Raw genomic sequence first — 15,044 nt, 5'->3', positions numbered from 1 at the left:
CATGACGAGCAAGATTGCATTACGGGCGTATGTCCTGCTCTTGGTCGCCAATACTGCCATCGTGTCCGATGCGCTTGCATGCCGACCCGTGACGCCCGAGCGCCCCATTGTCGAGATAGCGCCCAAGTCCCTGCTGGCCGTGTATCGTGCGGCGTATCACCAGGCTGGCTTCCAGTATGTGAACGAAAATCGCTTTCGCAATCATATCGAAATGCATTTCAAATTCGCGCTGCCAGGGTTTGCGGAAAGAAACGACGGAAAACTCGACATCGCCTTTGACCTAGGCGCGAGCCGCACCTGCAATCCGTGCGGGGTCCATTTGATGCATGTGAACGTAGGCGACGACTACGGGCTTGAGCAATACGGCGCGGCACAAAAGCTCATCAGGCAAAAACTGGACATCGCTGAATCCGAACTGGTCCGGCAACTGGGCGACAAGATCAAACCGACGCCGCGCATGGCGTCATGTGTCGACGCTACTCTGCCTCGCGAAATCCCAACTAGCGCGGCGATGGGAAAACAAGATCAGAACAGCGTCGATTGACCATCCCAAGCTTCGAGTGCACTTCGGGCAGAACCTGCGTTAGGTCATCTGACCAAAGACATTCGGAGCGACCCTCCAAATACGACATGAAATCCCGATGATGAAACTCGCCGCATTTCTGTTTGCTGTTGCTTCCTGCTGCAACGCGCAGGCCGCCTGCTCTACTGCGATTCCATTGCAGGGAGCCGTCAACGTTAAACAGTGCGACCCTGCGAGCGGCCAGTGCAGGCGCGCGGATGAAGTTCTGCAAGAATACATGCGTGCAGTCCCTGACGACGGGCCTGAAGTGCTTTCCATCGCTAGCCATAGCAGTCCATGGCATTTATATGATCAGGACTACCGCATCCTCGACATTGATGAGGTAGCGGCCATGGTGAGTCAGCAAGGTAGCAATTTCAAGCGCGTCGATCTCGTCGCGTCCTGGAGCGATGCTGCACCTGCCCCTGGCTCCAGGTCCTTGGCGCAGAAACTGTCGGCGGCACTCGGTGGAAAACCTGTTACCGGCCAGGATGGGTTTGTGTGGATATCGCAGAACGGCGCGCTGCGCACAACGCACCAGGCGTTTACTGCCCGTCTCAGCGGCCCTTACTGGGTGGGCAAAAATGAGGATGTGATGGCCTCGCTGGTAGCCGGCTGGGCAATCGATCTGGAAGCCAGATTCAAGGAAACCCGTGATGCCGCCGGCTTGTTGCAGGTAGCTGCCGCGAAGGAAATCTTCATGCTTTGTCCTGAAAGCGCACTGGAATCGTACGAAGAGAGTGCTGCGCTGAATAATCCAGTGGCAGCCTATAACGCCGCTATCATCCGGCTGGAGCGCAAACAACCCGGGGATGTGGCTGCCGCCATGAAGCTGCTCAAGCAGGCGGCCGCTCAGGGTGACAAGAAGGCCGAGAAGAAGTTGACGTCACTGGCCAGCATAAGCGGAGCGAATTGAAATTCGAAAATCGGGGTCAGGCCTGACATTCAGACACGGCCTCAGCAATCCGCTGCATGGGGCCAGGATGATTGGCGCACGCTGAGCGCACGTAATGACCGCATTGAGACGGAACGTACACATGGATGAGAGTCAAGCAGGAAGTGCACTTGTCGATGCAGCGTATCGCCTGGGATACCTGCGCGGGCGCATCCGGCGCCTGCCGGAGGGTCCGTCGAAGGGAATGTATATCGAGTTCTACCTGGACCAGCGCCGCGCCCAGCGCGAAGTCGGTCCCATGTCGATGGGTGCCGTTGGCGAAGCGTTCGCACGTGGTGTCGCGGACGGCGAGCGCAGCCTGCCGGATCAGCCCGACCCTTCCATTCCATCGACTGCGCAAAAACGCTGACCACTCCAGCGTGAACTCCCCTAAAAGTGGTGCCTGAATTCAGAGATAGCTCGTCCAGGTCTGCTCTGGGCCCAAAACGGACGCTACGATGCGTCCACAATCCGCGAAGAGCTCCGTTCACCCAACCCCACCATACGGACACCATGTCAGATTCCCAGTTCACGGTCGCCGCCGCGCTGTTCGAGGTCGGTACCACTGCCATGATCCTGCTGTGCGTTATCGCCGGTTACATGCGGCACAAGGCTGTCGTTGTCCTGGGAGCGCTCACACCGGCCATCCTTGTGCTGGCCTATCTTGCCTACCCCCAGTTGACCGAGCCGGCGCCCGGCAATATGGCGAGTGCCAGCTGGGTGATGGGCTTTGGCGCGTACGTGGCCATTCTCATTGGCGGGATCGTCCTGTCGTTCATTCCCCGTCCAGCACATCTGCCGAGCCGTTACTTGCTTGGTTTTGCGTTGGCGCCGGTCTTGTTTGGCTTACTCCAGATTGTCTAGCGTGTCCTTGGGCGGATAGGCAGATGGCGACGGGAGACCGTGGGCAGGTCCGACATTGAGAAATGGGTTCAACGATACGGTTCCGTGAAAGGCAATGTCCCTGCTTGATTGCCAGGCCTGATGCCGGCAAGTCCAATGTTCTACACAACCTGTCCTGTGCCATACTTGCCGTATTTACAAGGAGGCCAGATGCCGTACTCGCCCGTCGACACACCGAAGCATCGCCCAGCCCAGGGAATCGACATCGTCCGCATCGGGGTAGCGCTGATCATCCTGATGCATCCGCTGCACGGCTTCGCCCATTACGCGGACATCGCTGGTTTCGGCAGCTATCTCGGGTCGCTGGGCTATCCTTTCGGGCTGGTCCTCGCGTGGACCGTGCTCGTCCTGCAAACGGTTTGCAGCCTCGCGCTGCTGGCGAACCGCTGGGTCGTACCGGCTTGCATCGGCCACATGGTCGTGGTCGGCTTCGGGCTGGTGCATTTCCATTATCCGAATGGCTGGTTCGTGGTCGGCGGCGGCACCGGCGGCATGGAATGGCCCTTCATCCTGCTGGCCTGCCTCGGCGGCGTGCTGTGGACCTACTGGCCGCGCCGCGGCACCGGCGCAGGTAGGAATACCGTGGCCGGATAAGCGCCAACCTGGCTTGGCCGCTTGCCCCTGTGGTATCGGCAGAAAACAAAAAGCCGGCCCCAAGGGAGCCGGCTTTTTTATCGTCCGCTTGAACGCCGCGGACGTTTGCACCCACGCCGAATCAGAAGTTGACCTTGAACTGCGCGCCCAGCGTGCGCGGTTCGTTCAGGATGCCGGTCAGGTTGTCGAAGTCGATGGCGCCGACGACCTGCACCTCATTGGTGATGTTGCGTGCGAAGGCGGCCACTTCATATTTGCCGTCACCCCACTTGTAGCCCAGGCGCAGGCCGCCTTCGAGCAGCGACTTGGCCTTGTATTCCTTCGCTTCGTACAGGAACATGTTGTAGGTGCTGCGGTAGGCCCAGTCGGTGTAGGCGAAGAAGTCGCCATCGCCCAGCGGCACGCTGTAGCGCAGCGTGAAGTTCGCCTGCCACTTCGGTGCGCGCGGCATCGGGTTGCCGTCGATGCGCACGGTGCCCGGGAAAGGACCGGCCGGGTCGGTCACGGTGCAGCCGGCGACGCCGGCCGTGTTGGCGAAGTTGCCGCACTGCTGGACGAACAGCGAGCCATCCTGGATCTCGGTATCGTTGTAGCTGCCGCCCAGGCTCATGCGCAGGGTGTCGCTCAGCACGGCCTGGAAGTCGAGCTCGACGCCCTGGCCAGTGACCTTGTCGGCGTTGATCAGCTGGTTCATGTTGACCACGCCGCTGCCGGCGGTGAGCTGCTTGTCTTTTACACGGTACTGGAACACGCTGGCCGAGACGCGCGCGCGGCGGTCGAACAGTTCCTGCTTGATGCCGGCCTCGTAGCTCAGCGCCTTTTCGGCGTCGGCGAAGGACGGACGGTCACCCAGGCCGTTCAGGCGGCCCTGCATGCTCGGCGCGCGGTAGCCGGTGGCCACGCGGGCGAACAGGTTGGTGTCCTTGTTGAGTGCATAAGTGCCGCTGACGTCCCAGCTGACATTGTTCGAATCGCTGTCGATGCCGAACGGGCCGGCTGTCGTCGCTTCGACGCGCTTGGCCGAGAATTCCTTCTTGTCGCTGGTGTAGCGCAGGCCGGCGCGCAGTTTCAGCTTGTCCGACACCGTGTAGTTCAGCGAACCGAAGGCCGCCCACGATTTGGTGTCCTGGTTCTGCGTCGCGTAGAACGGGTTTTGCGGGTTACCAGGTGCCAGCGAATCGAAGCTGATGCTGTCGATCTGGATGTCTTCCTTGAAGTAGAACAGGCCGCCGATCCACTGCAGCGGGCCCGACGAGTTGGACTCGGCGCGCAATTCCTGGGTCAGCTGCTTGTGCTTCGGCAGCAGGTCGGCCGTCTCGACGACGAAGGGGATGAAGCCAGGGCCCATCGGCTGCGCGTACACGGCGCCGTAGCCGCCATCGACGTCGGCGCGGCTGTAGAAGTCGGCCGACTCGTAGCCGGTGATCGAATGCAGGGTCACGCCGTCGAGGTTCCAGCGCAGGCGCATGTTGGCGCCCTTGGTGCGCAAGGTCTGCTTGTTGACGCCGTCGGTCGGGTAGCTGTCGTAGTCGAAGCCGTCGACCAGTTCGTTGGTCCCCTGCTTGATGATGTTCGCGCGGAACAGGGTGGCGTTGCTGTCGAGGTCACGGGCGTGGACGTTGAACAGGGCCGAGAACTGCTTGCTCGGCTGGACCAGCACCTGGAAACGGGCCGCGTTATCGCTGTAGCCTTCGAGTTCGCGGGTACCGGTCGGACGCGGATTGTGCACGCGGTTGTCGCGGTTCTGGCTCTGCAGCGACAGGCGCGCGGCGACCGTGTCGCCCATCGGCAGGTTGTACGCGCCCTCGGCATTGAAGGCACCGTAGTTGCCGAAGCCGGCGCTGGCATAACCTTCGGTTTGCTTGAGCACCGGCTTGACGGAATCGAACTTGACGACGCCGGCCGGCGAGTTACGGCCGAACAGCGTGCCCTGCGGGCCGCGCAGCACTTCCACCTGCTCGGTGTCGAACACCGGGAAGCCCTTGAGCATCGGGCTTTCCTGGACGATGTCGTCGACCACCAGGCCGACCGGCTGCGAGGCGTTCAGGTCGAAATCGGTATTGCCCTGGCCACGGATGTAGAAGCGCGGGAAGGAACGGCCGTAATCCGATTCCACGTTCAGACTCGGCGAACGGCCGGCCAGGAAGCGGATGTCCACGCCGCCGGCCGAGATCGACTCGAGCTTGTCGCCGCTGAGGGTGGTGATCGCCATCGGCACGTCCTTGATGTTCTCGGCGCGGCGCTGGGCCGTCACGATCACGACGTCGAGGCGCTGGCCGCCCTGGGCGTTTTCCTGGCCCGCAGGGGTTTCCTGGGCCGCAGGGGTTTCCTGGGCCGCGGCCGCTTCCTGCGCCAGCGCGGCGCCCATCGGGAAGGCAGCGGCAATCGCCATGAACATCAGGGTGCGGCAACGGGGCAGCGACAGGGCGGATCGGGAATCTTTCATACTGTTCCTTGGCTAGTGAGCAAACGGGCGATTGACAGGCAGGCAGCAGATAGCTATTGATTTTCTGCTAATTGCGAACCGCTAATTATATCAATTAGATATGGATGTATATACAAAAGCGAATATATGATGCTTTTTTGCACTTAGAGGATGTCCTCCACTGACAACCGTTCCGGTATCATCCCGGAATGCGCTAGGCACCAAACGACTGTGGAATTTCATGAGCAAAGACGAACCGATCAGCAGTACCTCGATGGACGCATTGCGGGCGCGCTTCGAAGCGCAATCGCGCAAGGCGCAGGCCTATTACACGGTGATGCATGCCGCCCGTGGGGTGCTCGGAAGCGACGATGCCGCCGATGCCTGGATGAATGCGCCGCTGGCGCCGCTGGGCGGGCAGACGCCGGCCGTGCTGGTGAACGAGGGCCGCACGCAGGAATTGCTCGAGCATGTCGGCAAGCTAAAGCCGGGCGCGCGTTAGGCGCCGGCTTTAGCCGATCGGGGACGAAAAAAAACCGGGCGTGCCCGGTTTTCCTTTTTGGCCCGCCGGCGTCAGGCCGCCTCTTCCGGTGCCTGGGTCATGCGCACGAACAGCGGCGCCACCAGCAAGCCCAGTTCGAACAGCAGCCACATCGGAATGGCCAGTGCCAGCTGGCTCACCACGTCCGGCGGCGTGACGATGGCGGCGATGACGAAGGCGCCGACGATGATGTAGGGGCGGATCTCCTTCAGCTTCGCGATGCTGACGATGCCCATGCGCACCAGGATCACGACGACGATCGGCACCTCGAAGGTGGCGCCGAAAGCCAGGCACATCGACATCACGAAATCGAGGTAGTTCTCGATGTCGGGCATGACCGCAATCGATGAGGGCGAGAAAGTGGCGATGAAGTGGAAGACGCGCTTGAAGACGAAGAAATAGCAGAAGGCGACGCCGGCAATGAACAGCAGCGAGGACGAGATCACCAGCGGCAGCACCAGGCGCTTCTCGTGCGCATACAGACCAGGCGCGACAAATGCCCACAGCTGGTAGAACACCCAGGGCAGCGCCACGATGAGGGAGAACATCAAGGTCACCTTCATCGGCACCAGGAAGGGCGAGATGACGCCGGTGGCGATCATCTTGGCGCCGGTCGGCAGCGACTCCAGCATGGGCGCGGCCAGGTAGTCGTACACCTCCTTCGGCCCCGGCCAGATCATCAGCACGATGCACACCGCCGCCACGCCGATGATGGCCTTGACCAGGCGGTCGCGCAGCTCGACGAGGTGGGAAATGAAGGTTTCTTCGACCGGTGCTTCGTCGCTCATTTAGAAAAAGGAAGAATTGGATTTGACGCCCGGGCGGAACTTGCGCACGCGCGCGGCGCCCGACAGCACCCGGGTCTTGCCGCCGTGGCGGTGCTTGTACCAGGCGGGAATGGCGGACGAACGCACCAGCTTCTTGCGCCGGAAGTCCTTGGCCTTGCGTTCGAGGTTATCGACCGTGGCGCTGGGTGGCGCAATCGAGGGCTGGATGTCGCCATGCCAGGCCGACTCGACTTCCTTGGCGGCGTTCGAAAAATGGTATTCGACGTCGGCACGGAACTCGTCGGCGCTCTCGTGCACTTCCTTTTGCAGGTTGCGCAGTTCGTCGAGCTCGATCGAGCGGCTGACTTCGGATTTGACGTCGTGCAGGTAGCGCTGGGCGCGGCCGTACAAGGTACCGGCCATGCGCGCCACCTTCGGCAGCTTTTCAGGGCCGATCACGATCAATGCCACCACGCCGATGATGGCAATCTTCGACAGTCCCAGGTCGATCATGGAGCGACGGCCGGATTACGAGCGGTGCTTTTCGCGGGTCTCGACGTCGATCGTCGATTTGTCCGCCACTTGCTGGGGCGGCTGGGCCGTCGTGCCAGGATTGACGACCGTCTTGTCTTCCTCGCCCTTGACGCCGTCCTTGAAGCCTTTCACGGCCTTGCCGATGTCGGAACCGACATTGCCCAGCTTCTTGGTACCGAACAGCAGCACCACCACGACCAGCACGATTACCCAGTGCCAAATGCTCATCGAACCCATCATTTTCTCCTCAGCGGGCGCAGGGCGCCCTTCGATCATTGAAGCGTACCGCACCAGTATAAGCCATGCGGGACGACCGCGGCAGCTTCAAAAGTTGCAGCTACGTATCAGGTACCCAGGCCGCGCCAGGGGCGCTGGCCGCCATACATGTGCAAGTGCAAGTGGTACACCTCCTGGCCGCCGTTCGGACCGCTGTTGATCAGGGTCTTGAAGCCGCCGCTGGGCTTGCCATCGGCGTCGATCGTCACGCCCACGCCGTGCTCGGCCGCCAGTTTCGGCGCCAGCGCCAGCATCTTGCCCAGCACCGCCGTGTGCTCGGGCGTCACGTCCGACAGCGTGCTCACGTGCTGCTTTGGAATGACCAGCAAATGCACCGGCGCGGCCGGGTTGATGTCCTTGAAGGCGAGTACGTCCTCGTCTTCGAAGACGACGGCGGCCGGAATCTGCTTGGCGACGATCTTGCAGAAAATACAGTTATCCATGTTGTCTCCAGTCTGTGTTGCTGCGGCAAGTGCTGCTATCTGCGCCGGGCAATCCGATCCATCTTACATGCGAACGGTGACGCTGCGATGACGATCGCACAGCTTACGCGTCTTTGCGCGCCGCCTTTTCTTCCAGTCCGGACAGGCCTTCGCGCCGTGCCAGTTCGTCCAGCACCTGCTGCGGATGCAAGTCGAATTTTGCCAGCAGCACCATCGAGTGGAACCACAGGTCCGCCACTTCATAGAGCAGGCCAGCAGGGTTCCCGGAGACGCGCGCATCCTTGGCGGCCATCACGGTCTCGGTGGCTTCCTCGCCGATCTTTTTCAGGATCGCGTCGTCGCCCCTGGCGAACAGTTTTGCCACATACGAGGTGGCCGGGTCGCCACCGTTTTCAAGCTTGCGCGATTCGATCGTCTGCGCCAGGCGCGCGAGGGTGGTGCTCATGGGGTCTTCTTCGTGTTCGAGTAAATCGTTTCCGGATCCTGCAGCACGGGCTCGACCGCCTGCCACTCTTCGCCATCGAATTTCTGGAAGAAGCAGGAGTGGCGCCCGGTGTGGCAGGCGATGCCGCCGGCCTGCTCGATTTTCAGGAGCACCACGTCCTCGTCGCAATCGAGGCGCATTTCCAGCACCTTCTGGGTGTGGCCGGATTCTTCGCCCTTGTGCCAGAGTTTCCTGCGCGAGCGGCTCCAGTAGACGGCTTCGCCGAGTTCCACGGTGCGCGCCAGGGCGTCGCGGTTCATCCAGGCGAACATCAAGATGTCGCCCGTGGAGGCTTCCTGGGCGATGACTGGCACCAGGCCGTTCTCGTCCCAACGGACTTTTTTGAGCCACCTGGCATTCGCCGCGGCGCTGGTTGTGATCGTGTTCGGCATAGTCAGGCCAGGCGCATCGGGATGCCGCGTTCGGCCATGAAGCGTTTCGCTTCACCGACCGTGTGCTGCCCGTAGTGGAAAATCGAGGCCGCCAGCACGGCATCGGCATGGCCCCGCAAGATGCCGTCGGCCAGGTCCTGCAAGCCGCCGACGCCGCCCGAGGCGATCACCGGAATGCCGACCGCATCCGACACGGCGCGCGTCAGGCCCAGATCGAAACCGGACTTGGTGCCATCGCGGTCCATGCTGGTCAAGAGCAGTTCGCCCGCGCCCAGCTTTTCCAGCGTCGTCGCCCACTCCACCGCATCCATGCCGGTGGCATTGCGGCCGCCGTGGGTGAACACTTCCCATTGACCAGGCGCGACCTGCTTGGCGTCGATGGCGACGACGATACACTGCGAGCCGTGCTTGTCCGAGGCTTCGCGCACCAGCTGCGGGTTCTGCACGGCCGAGGTGTTCATGCTGACCTTGTCGGCACCGGCATTGAGCAGACGGCGCACGTCTTCGACCTTGCGCACGCCGCCGCCGACCGTCAAGGGAATGAAGACGGTGGAGGCCACCGCTTCGATGATCGGCAGGATCAGGTCGCGCCCGTCGCTCGACGCCGTGATGTCGAGGAAGGTGATTTCGTCGGCGCCCTGGCCGTCATAGCGGCGCGCGATCTCGACCGGGTCGCCGGCATCGCGCAGCTCGGTGAAATTGACGCCCTTGACGACGCGCCCGCCGGTCACGTCCAGGCAGGGGATGATGCGTTTTGCCAGCATAAGTATTCGATTGAAAGCCTCAGGCTTCCTCGCCCTCGGTCAGTTCGTCGGCGCGTGCCTGCGCCGTTTCCAGGTCGAGCGTGCCTTCGTAGATCGAGCGGCCGCAAATGACGCCCTCGATGCCTTCGTCCTGTACCGCGCACAGCGCTTCGACGTCGGCCAGGTTGTGCAGGCCGCCGGAGGCGATGACCGGAATGCGCACGGCTTGCGCCAGGCGCACGGTCGCTTCGATGTTCACGCCGCCCATCATGCCGTCGCGGCCGATGTCGGTGTAGACAATCGATTCGACGCCATAACCCTCGAATTTCTGGGCCAGGTCGATGACCTCGTGGCCGCTCATCTTGCTCCAGCCGTCGGTGGCCACTTTCCCGTCTTTCGCGTCCAGGCCGACGATGATCGCGCCGGGGAAGGCGCCGCAGGCGTCGTGCAGGAAGCCCGGGTTCTTCACGGCGGCGGTGCCGACGATGATGTAGCTGATGCCGTCGTCGAGGTAGCGCTCGATGGTATCGAGGTCGCGGATGCCGCCGCCCAGCTGCACGGGGATCTCTTCGATGTCGTTCTCGAGCGCGTAGGCCTGCACCGTTTTCAGGATAGCCTTGATCGCCGCTTCGTTCTTTGGTTTACCCGCAAAGGCGCCGTTCAGGTCGACCAGGTGCAGGCGGCGCGCGCCTTTCTTGAGCCAATGCAGGGCCATTTCGGCGGGGTCTTCGGAGAAGACGGTGGCGAGGTCCATATCGCCCTGTTTCAGGCGAACGCAGTGACCGTCTTTCAGGTCGATGGCGGGGATCAGCAGCATGGTCGTAGTGAGTTAGGTGACGAAAAAGTGGGCGTGGAGATCAAGGATTCCAGTGGATGAAATTCGCATACAGGCGCAGGCCGGCGGCCGCGCTCTTTTCAGGGTGGAACTGGGTGGCGACGATGTTATCGCGCGCCACCGCGCAGGTGTACGGCCCGCCGTAGTCGGCTTCGCCGATGGTGTCGGTCGCCACTTCCGGGGCGACGTAATAGCTGTGCACGAAGTAGAAATAGCTGCCGTCCTCGACGCCGTCCCAGAGCGGGTGGGCGCGCGTCTGGCGCACGCGGTTCCAGCCCATCTGCGGTACCTTGAAGCGCGAGCCGTCCGCCTGCAGCTTGCCATCGAGCTGGAAGCGCACGACTTTCCCCGGCAGGATGCCCAGGCCCGGCGTGCCCTCGTTTTCTTCGCTCGCGTCGAACAGCATCTGCTCGCCGACGCACACGCCCATGATCGGGCGGGTCTTCATCGCGCGCAGCAGCGCTTCCTCGGCACCGGACTCGCGCAGGCTGCGCATGCAATCGCGCATCGCGCCCTGTCCCGGCAGCACGATGCGGTCGGCCACATCGATATCGGCGGCCGTGTTCGACACCAGGATGTCAGCCTCGGGCGCGGCTGCGCGCAGCGCCTGCGCTACCGAACGCAGGTTGCCCAGGCCATCGATCACCACGATCTTGTTTGTCATCGCTTCGTCAATCCCTTTACAGGCTGCCTTTGGTCGAAGGGATGATGCCGGCGGCGCGCTCGTCGAGCGTGGTCGCCATGCGCAGCGCGCGCCCGAACGCCTTGAAGACGGTTTCGCACTGGTGGTGCGCGTTCACGCCGCGCAGGTTATCGATGTGCAGGGTCACGCCGGCGTGGTTGACGAAACCGCGGAAGAATTCACCGGTCAGGTCCACGTCGAAGCTACCGATCATCGCGCGCGTCCAGGGAATGTGCATTTCCAGGCCGGGACGGCCGGAGAAATCGATGACCACGCGCGAGAGCGCTTCGTCCAGCGGCACATACGAATGGCCGTAGCGCGTCATGCCCTTCTTGTCGCCGACCGCCTTGGCAATGGCCATGCCCAGTGTGATGCCGGTGTCCTCGACCGTATGGTGGGCATCGATGTGCAGGTCACCCACGGCCTCGACTTCCAGGTCGATCATCCCGTGGCGGGCAATCTGGTCGAGCATGTGGTCCAGAAAAGGCACGCCGGTGTTGAGCTTCTGGCGGCCGGTACCGTCGAGATTGAGCGCGACGCGGATCTGCGTCTCGTTGGTGTCGCGGGTGATGTCTGCGGTGCGGGTCATGAAAGGGTGCTCGTGAAGTCAGGTGTCGGGCTGCAAGGCTGCCCGCAGGCCGTCAAGGAATGCGGAATTTTCTTCCGGCGTACTGACCGTCACGCGGATGCAATTGGCCAGCATCCCGTGCATTTTACTCAAATTTTTGATCAGCACCTTCTCGTTGAGGAGTTTCTCGCAGACGGCAGCCGCATCGGGTACGCGCAGCGAGATGAAATTCGCTGCCGACGGAAATACTTCGACTCCAGGCAGCGCCGCCAGTTCGCTCGCCAGGCGCTCGCGCTCGGCATTGATGCGCTCGGCCTGGGCGTCGAGCACGTCCACATGCTCGAGCACGAACTCGGCCGCCACCTGGGTCAGCACGTTGACGTTGTAGGGCGGGCGCACCTTCTCGAATTCGGCCAGCAGGCCTGGTGCGGCCGCCATGTAGCCGAGGCGGATACCGGCCAGGCCCAGCTTCGACACCGTGCGCATCACGATCAGGTTCTCGAATTCGCCGAGGCGGTCCATGAAGGTCGCGCGCGCGAACGGTTGATAGGCTTCGTCAACCACGACCATGCCGTTCTCGCCCACCGCGTGCAGGATCGCTTCGATGTCCTCGACGGCGAACAGGTTGCCGGTCGGGTTGTTCGGATAGGCCAGGAACACGACAGCCGGCTGGTGCAGGGCAATCGCCGCCAGCATCGCTTCCATGTCGAGCGAGAAGTCTTTATTGAGCTTCACGCCGACGAAGTCTGCGCCGGCAAACTGGGCCGAGCGGGAATACATGACGAAGGCCGGTACCGGCGCCAGGATGGACGCGCGGCGCTCCTGGTTGGCCACCGTGGTGGCGATGATCTGGATCAGCTCATCCGAACCATTGCCGAGCAGGACGTCGTAGCCCGCCGGTACGCCCAGCGTGGCGCGGACCTTTTCTTTCAGCGTCGCGTAGGAGCCGAGCGGGTAGCGGTTCAGCACCGCGTCGGCCAGGCGCCGGCCCAGTTCCGCACGCAGCGCGTCCGGGAGTTCGTACGGGTTTTCCATCGCGTCGAGCTTGATGAAGCCGCTCGCATCGGGCACCGCATAGGCGCCCATCGAACGGATGTCGGCGCGGATGACGTTGGCGATCAGGTTGTCGATGAAGCTCATGCTTGTTCCTCGGTGGCGGGGTCGATGGCGGGCTCAGTGGCCGGCTCAGTGGCTGGCTCAGTGGCTGGCTCAATGAGGCGATTGACGGCCGCCTTGGCTGCGCGGGCGATGCTCTTGCGCTGTTTGATGGTGAGCGGCAGTTCCGGCGCGGCCAGGCGTGCTTCGATGATCTCGCAATACGCGGGATTGAGTTCGAAGCCCGCGAACCGGCGCCCCAGGCGCTTGGCCGCCAGCGCCGTGGTGCCGCTGCCCATGAAGGGGTCGAGCACGACGCCGCCCGCCGGGCAGGAGGCCTTGATCATGCGCTCGATGATCTCGAGCGGCTTCTGGGTCGGATGGTCGGCGCGTTCCGGATGCTCGCGGTGCAGGCGCGACACGCTCCAGACGTCCTTCGGGTTGTAGCCCACTTCGAGCCACTTGGCGCCCACAAAAATCGAGCGCGAGCGCGCCTTCTTGGTCGCCTCGTCGTAGGGGATGCGCACCGCGTCGAGGTCGAAATAGTAATCCTTGCGGTTCACGAAAAAACCGATGGTGTCGTGCACCGACGAGAAGCTGCGCACGCTGCCGCCCATCGAGGGCACGCGCCGGTCCCAGATGATCTCGTTCATCATCGTCATGCGCTTTTTCAACATGACGAAGATCTCGGGCGCGAAACGCCAGGTCAGGAAGATGTACAGGCTGCCGTTGGGTTTCAGCTTGGGCAGCGCCGCGGCGATCCACTCCTCGGTCCAGGCGAGATAGGCCTCGACGCTTTGCTGGTCGGAGGCGTTGCCGTAGTCCTTGCCGAGATTGTAGGGCGGGTCGGTCAGGATCAGGTCGACCGAGGCATCAGGGATGCGCGCCAGCCCGGACAGCGCATCCTCGCAGAAGACCTGGTCGACCCAGTCCGTCATGATGCTTGTTTCAGGGGGACGGGTTGCAGCCTTAATTCCGCACTACGTGCGTGCGCCTGCAAGCCTTCGCCATAGGCCAGTTCGGCCGCCACTTTTCCAAGGGTCTGGGCACCCGCTTCGCTCACCTGGATGATCGACGAGCGTTTCTGGAAGTCGTACACGCCCAGCGGCGAAGAAAAACGCGTCGTGCGCGAAGTCGGCAGCACGTGGTTCGGGCCGCAGCAATAATCGCCGAGCGATTCGGACGAGAAACGGCCGAGGAACATGGCGCCGGCATGGCGGATCTGCTCGGCCCAATGCTGCGGGTTCTCGGCCGAGATTTCCAGGTGCTCGGCGGCGATGTCGTTGGCAATCGCGCAGGCCTCTTCCATGTCGCGCACCTTGACGAGCGCGCCACGGTCGGTGAGCGAGGTCGAGATCGTCGCGGCGCGCGGCATCGTGGGCAGCAGCTTGTCGATGCTCGCATGGACCCGGGCGATGTAGCCGGCGTCGGGGCACAGCAGGATGGCCTGGGCCAGTTCGTCGTGTTCGGCCTGCGAAAACAGGTCCATCGCCACCCAGTCCGGGTCGGTGGTGCCGTCGCACAGCACCAGGATCTCGGACGGTCCGGCGATCATGTCGATGCCGACCGTGCCGAACACGCGGCGCTTGGCGGCGGCCACATAGGCGTTGCCGGGGCCGACGATCTTGTCGACCGCGGGGATTGTCTCGGTACCATAGGCCAGCGCGCCGACTGCCTGGGCGCCGCCGATGGTGATCACGCGCGTGACCCCGGCAATCGCGGCGGCGGCCAGTACCATCGCGTTTTTCACGCCATCCGGGGTTGGCACCACCATCACGATGTCCTTCACGCCCGCCACCTTGGCGGGAATGGCGTTCATCAGCACCGACGAGGGATAGGCGGCTTTCCCGCCGGGGACATAGATGCCGACGCGGTCCAGGGGCGTCACGCGCTGGCCGAGCAGCGTGCCATCCTGCTCGGTGTAGGTAAAACCGTTCAGTTCCTGCTTCTGGCGTTCGTGGAAGGCGCGGATGCGTTCGGCGGCCGTTTGCAGCGCGGCGCGCTGGGCGTCCGGCAGCGAGTCCAGTGCCACCTGCAGCTCGTCCTGGCTCAGGTCGAAAGCGGCCATGCCCGACGCGTTCACGCGGTCGAAGCGGTTGGTGTACTCCAGCACCGCAGCGTCGCCGCGCGTTTTCACGTCGCGCAGGATCTGCGCTACCGCGGACTCGATCGCATCGTCGGTGGCGGCCTCGAAGGCGAGCAGCGCATGCAGCTCCTCCTTGAAGTTCGCTGCGGTGGAATCGAGTGTGCGGATCTGGACAGCCAT

At 63.0% G+C, this 15,044-nt stretch carries 20 protein-coding genes; 6 read left to right on the top strand and 14 right to left on the bottom strand.

Features of this window, described 5'->3' with window-relative positions; genetic code table 11:
• Position 1: 1 nt before the first annotated feature.
• From G4G28_RS00990 to G4G28_RS00970, 5 genes are all read left to right on the top strand, one after another.
• Positions 2-544 carry a hypothetical protein gene (locus tag G4G28_RS00990; RefSeq protein ID WP_182990515.1) on the top strand — a complete coding sequence of 181 codons (543 nt, stop codon included), beginning with the start codon at positions 2-4 and terminating at the stop codon, positions 542-544.
• A 97-nt stretch (positions 545-641) separates the two neighbouring features.
• A complete protein-coding gene (locus G4G28_RS00985) occupies positions 642-1,478 on the top strand; it encodes a hypothetical protein (protein WP_182990514.1) in 837 nt (278 codons plus the stop codon).
• Positions 1,479-1,599: 121 nt separating this feature from the next.
• The gene (locus tag G4G28_RS00980; protein ID WP_182990513.1) at positions 1,600-1,866 is read left to right on the top strand and encodes a hypothetical protein; all 267 of its coding nucleotides are present in this window, start codon (positions 1,600-1,602) and stop codon (positions 1,864-1,866) included.
• A gap of 143 nt (positions 1,867-2,009) precedes the next feature.
• Entirely contained in the window at positions 2,010-2,360 is a 351-nt protein-coding gene (locus G4G28_RS00975) for a hypothetical protein (RefSeq protein WP_182990512.1), read from the top strand.
• 189 nt (positions 2,361-2,549) lie between these two features.
• A complete protein-coding gene (locus tag G4G28_RS00970; protein ID WP_182990511.1) occupies positions 2,550-2,993 on the top strand; it encodes a DoxX family protein in 444 nt (147 codons plus the stop codon).
• A gap of 121 nt (positions 2,994-3,114) precedes the next feature.
• On the opposite strand, the gene G4G28_RS00965 is transcribed toward G4G28_RS00970, so the two are convergent.
• The gene (locus tag G4G28_RS00965; protein WP_229425355.1) at positions 3,115-5,439 is read right to left on the bottom strand and encodes a TonB-dependent receptor; all 2,325 of its coding nucleotides are present in this window, start codon (positions 5,437-5,439) and stop codon (positions 3,115-3,117) included.
• A 220-nt stretch (positions 5,440-5,659) separates the two neighbouring features.
• On the opposite strand from G4G28_RS00965, the gene G4G28_RS00960 reads away from it, so the two are divergent.
• Positions 5,660-5,920 carry an antitoxin Xre/MbcA/ParS toxin-binding domain-containing protein gene (locus G4G28_RS00960; RefSeq protein ID WP_229425354.1) on the top strand — a complete coding sequence of 87 codons (261 nt, stop codon included), beginning with the start codon at positions 5,660-5,662 and terminating at the stop codon, positions 5,918-5,920.
• 71 nt (positions 5,921-5,991) lie between these two features.
• Here G4G28_RS00960 and tatC read toward each other — a convergent pair whose 3' ends face one another.
• The 13 genes from tatC to hisD form a co-directional block, all read right to left on the bottom strand.
• Positions 5,992-6,747 (bottom strand): twin-arginine translocase subunit TatC, encoded by a 756-nt coding sequence (gene tatC, locus G4G28_RS00955; RefSeq protein ID WP_182990510.1) that lies wholly within the window; start codon positions 6,745-6,747, stop codon positions 5,992-5,994.
• Positions 6,748-7,239 carry a Sec-independent protein translocase protein TatB gene (tatB, locus tag G4G28_RS00950; RefSeq protein ID WP_182990509.1) on the bottom strand — a complete coding sequence of 164 codons (492 nt, stop codon included), beginning with the start codon at positions 7,237-7,239 and terminating at the stop codon, positions 6,748-6,750.
• A 15-nt stretch (positions 7,240-7,254) separates the two neighbouring features.
• Complete coding sequence (gene tatA / locus G4G28_RS00945) at positions 7,255-7,497, bottom strand: Sec-independent protein translocase subunit TatA (protein WP_182990508.1); 243 nt, start codon at positions 7,495-7,497, stop codon at positions 7,255-7,257.
• Positions 7,498-7,604: 107 nt separating this feature from the next.
• Positions 7,605-7,979 (bottom strand): histidine triad nucleotide-binding protein, encoded by a 375-nt coding sequence (locus G4G28_RS00940; RefSeq protein ID WP_182990507.1) that lies wholly within the window; start codon positions 7,977-7,979, stop codon positions 7,605-7,607.
• A gap of 103 nt (positions 7,980-8,082) precedes the next feature.
• Entirely contained in the window at positions 8,083-8,424 is a 342-nt protein-coding gene (locus G4G28_RS00935; protein ID WP_182990506.1) for a phosphoribosyl-ATP diphosphatase, read from the bottom strand.
• The gene (gene hisI, locus G4G28_RS00930) at positions 8,421-8,855 is read right to left on the bottom strand and encodes a phosphoribosyl-AMP cyclohydrolase (protein ID WP_182990505.1); all 435 of its coding nucleotides are present in this window, start codon (positions 8,853-8,855) and stop codon (positions 8,421-8,423) included. Before hisI ends, G4G28_RS00935 begins: the two co-directional genes overlap by 4 nt.
• Positions 8,856-8,857: 2 nt before the next feature.
• Entirely contained in the window at positions 8,858-9,619 is a 762-nt protein-coding gene (hisF, locus tag G4G28_RS00925; protein WP_182990504.1) for an imidazole glycerol phosphate synthase subunit HisF, read from the bottom strand.
• A gap of 19 nt (positions 9,620-9,638) precedes the next feature.
• Positions 9,639-10,415: a 1-(5-phosphoribosyl)-5-[(5-phosphoribosylamino)methylideneamino]imidazole-4-carboxamide isomerase gene (gene hisA / locus G4G28_RS00920; protein ID WP_182990503.1), complete on the bottom strand. Its 777-nt coding sequence runs from the start codon at positions 10,413-10,415 to the stop codon at positions 9,639-9,641.
• 40 nt (positions 10,416-10,455) lie between these two features.
• On the bottom strand, positions 10,456-11,097 hold the full coding sequence (gene hisH, locus G4G28_RS00915) for an imidazole glycerol phosphate synthase subunit HisH (protein ID WP_182990502.1): 642 nt from the start codon (positions 11,095-11,097) through the stop codon (positions 10,456-10,458).
• Between the two features lie 16 nt (positions 11,098-11,113).
• Positions 11,114-11,704, bottom strand: coding sequence for an imidazoleglycerol-phosphate dehydratase HisB (gene hisB, locus G4G28_RS00910; protein ID WP_182990501.1), 591 nt, complete (start codon positions 11,702-11,704; stop codon positions 11,114-11,116).
• An 18-nt stretch (positions 11,705-11,722) separates the two neighbouring features.
• The gene (gene hisC, locus G4G28_RS00905) at positions 11,723-12,823 is read right to left on the bottom strand and encodes a histidinol-phosphate transaminase (protein WP_182990500.1); all 1,101 of its coding nucleotides are present in this window, start codon (positions 12,821-12,823) and stop codon (positions 11,723-11,725) included.
• The gene (locus G4G28_RS00900) at positions 12,820-13,716 is read right to left on the bottom strand and encodes a site-specific DNA-methyltransferase (RefSeq protein WP_182990499.1); all 897 of its coding nucleotides are present in this window, start codon (positions 13,714-13,716) and stop codon (positions 12,820-12,822) included. Before G4G28_RS00900 ends, hisC begins: the two co-directional genes overlap by 4 nt.
• The gene (hisD, locus tag G4G28_RS00895) at positions 13,713-15,044 is read right to left on the bottom strand and encodes a histidinol dehydrogenase (protein WP_182990498.1); all 1,332 of its coding nucleotides are present in this window, start codon (positions 15,042-15,044) and stop codon (positions 13,713-13,715) included. The genes G4G28_RS00900 and hisD overlap by 4 nt, the downstream gene beginning before the upstream one ends.

It is taken from the genome of Massilia sp. Dwa41.01b (genome assembly GCF_014171775.1).
Classification (GTDB): Bacteria; Pseudomonadota; Gammaproteobacteria; order Burkholderiales; family Burkholderiaceae_D; genus Telluria.
The sequence above is the reverse complement of the archived record's forward strand: the minus strand, read 5'-3'. Positions and strand labels throughout refer to the sequence as shown.

What these genes read in the sequence shown, in the direction of transcription:
- G4G28_RS00975 (WP_182990512.1), top strand. Translation starts at nt 2,010, where the DNA reads ATGTCAGATTCCCAGTTCACGGTCGCCGCCGCGCTGTTCGAGGTCGGT.
- tatC (WP_182990510.1), bottom strand. Translation starts at nt 6,747, where the DNA reads ATGAGCGACGAAGCACCGGTCGAAGAAACCTTCATTTCCCACCTCGTC.
- hisD (WP_182990498.1), bottom strand. Translation starts at nt 15,044, where the DNA reads ATGGCTGTCCAGATCCGCACACTCGATTCCACCGCAGCGAACTTCAAG.
- tatB (WP_182990509.1), bottom strand. Translation starts at nt 7,239, where the DNA reads ATGATCGACCTGGGACTGTCGAAGATTGCCATCATCGGCGTGGTGGCA.
- G4G28_RS00970 (WP_182990511.1), top strand. Translation starts at nt 2,550, where the DNA reads ATGCCGTACTCGCCCGTCGACACACCGAAGCATCGCCCAGCCCAGGGA.
- G4G28_RS00990 (WP_182990515.1), top strand. Translation starts at nt 2, where the DNA reads ATGACGAGCAAGATTGCATTACGGGCGTATGTCCTGCTCTTGGTCGCC.
- G4G28_RS00960 (WP_229425354.1), top strand. Translation starts at nt 5,660, where the DNA reads ATGAGCAAAGACGAACCGATCAGCAGTACCTCGATGGACGCATTGCGG.
- hisC (WP_182990500.1), bottom strand. Translation starts at nt 12,823, where the DNA reads ATGAGCTTCATCGACAACCTGATCGCCAACGTCATCCGCGCCGACATC.
- G4G28_RS00965 (WP_229425355.1), bottom strand. Translation starts at nt 5,439, where the DNA reads ATGAAAGATTCCCGATCCGCCCTGTCGCTGCCCCGTTGCCGCACCCTG.
- G4G28_RS00980 (WP_182990513.1), top strand. Translation starts at nt 1,600, where the DNA reads ATGGATGAGAGTCAAGCAGGAAGTGCACTTGTCGATGCAGCGTATCGC.
- hisB (WP_182990501.1), bottom strand. Translation starts at nt 11,704, where the DNA reads ATGACCCGCACCGCAGACATCACCCGCGACACCAACGAGACGCAGATC.
- tatA (WP_182990508.1), bottom strand. Translation starts at nt 7,497, where the DNA reads ATGGGTTCGATGAGCATTTGGCACTGGGTAATCGTGCTGGTCGTGGTG.
- hisA (WP_182990503.1), bottom strand. Translation starts at nt 10,415, where the DNA reads ATGCTGCTGATCCCCGCCATCGACCTGAAAGACGGTCACTGCGTTCGC.
- G4G28_RS00985 (WP_182990514.1), top strand. Translation starts at nt 642, where the DNA reads ATGATGAAACTCGCCGCATTTCTGTTTGCTGTTGCTTCCTGCTGCAAC.
- G4G28_RS00935 (WP_182990506.1), bottom strand. Translation starts at nt 8,424, where the DNA reads ATGAGCACCACCCTCGCGCGCCTGGCGCAGACGATCGAATCGCGCAAG.
- hisF (WP_182990504.1), bottom strand. Translation starts at nt 9,619, where the DNA reads ATGCTGGCAAAACGCATCATCCCCTGCCTGGACGTGACCGGCGGGCGC.
- hisH (WP_182990502.1), bottom strand. Translation starts at nt 11,097, where the DNA reads ATGACAAACAAGATCGTGGTGATCGATGGCCTGGGCAACCTGCGTTCG.
- G4G28_RS00900 (WP_182990499.1), bottom strand. Translation starts at nt 13,716, where the DNA reads ATGACGGACTGGGTCGACCAGGTCTTCTGCGAGGATGCGCTGTCCGGG.
- G4G28_RS00940 (WP_182990507.1), bottom strand. Translation starts at nt 7,979, where the DNA reads ATGGATAACTGTATTTTCTGCAAGATCGTCGCCAAGCAGATTCCGGCC.
- hisI (WP_182990505.1), bottom strand. Translation starts at nt 8,855, where the DNA reads ATGCCGAACACGATCACAACCAGCGCCGCGGCGAATGCCAGGTGGCTC.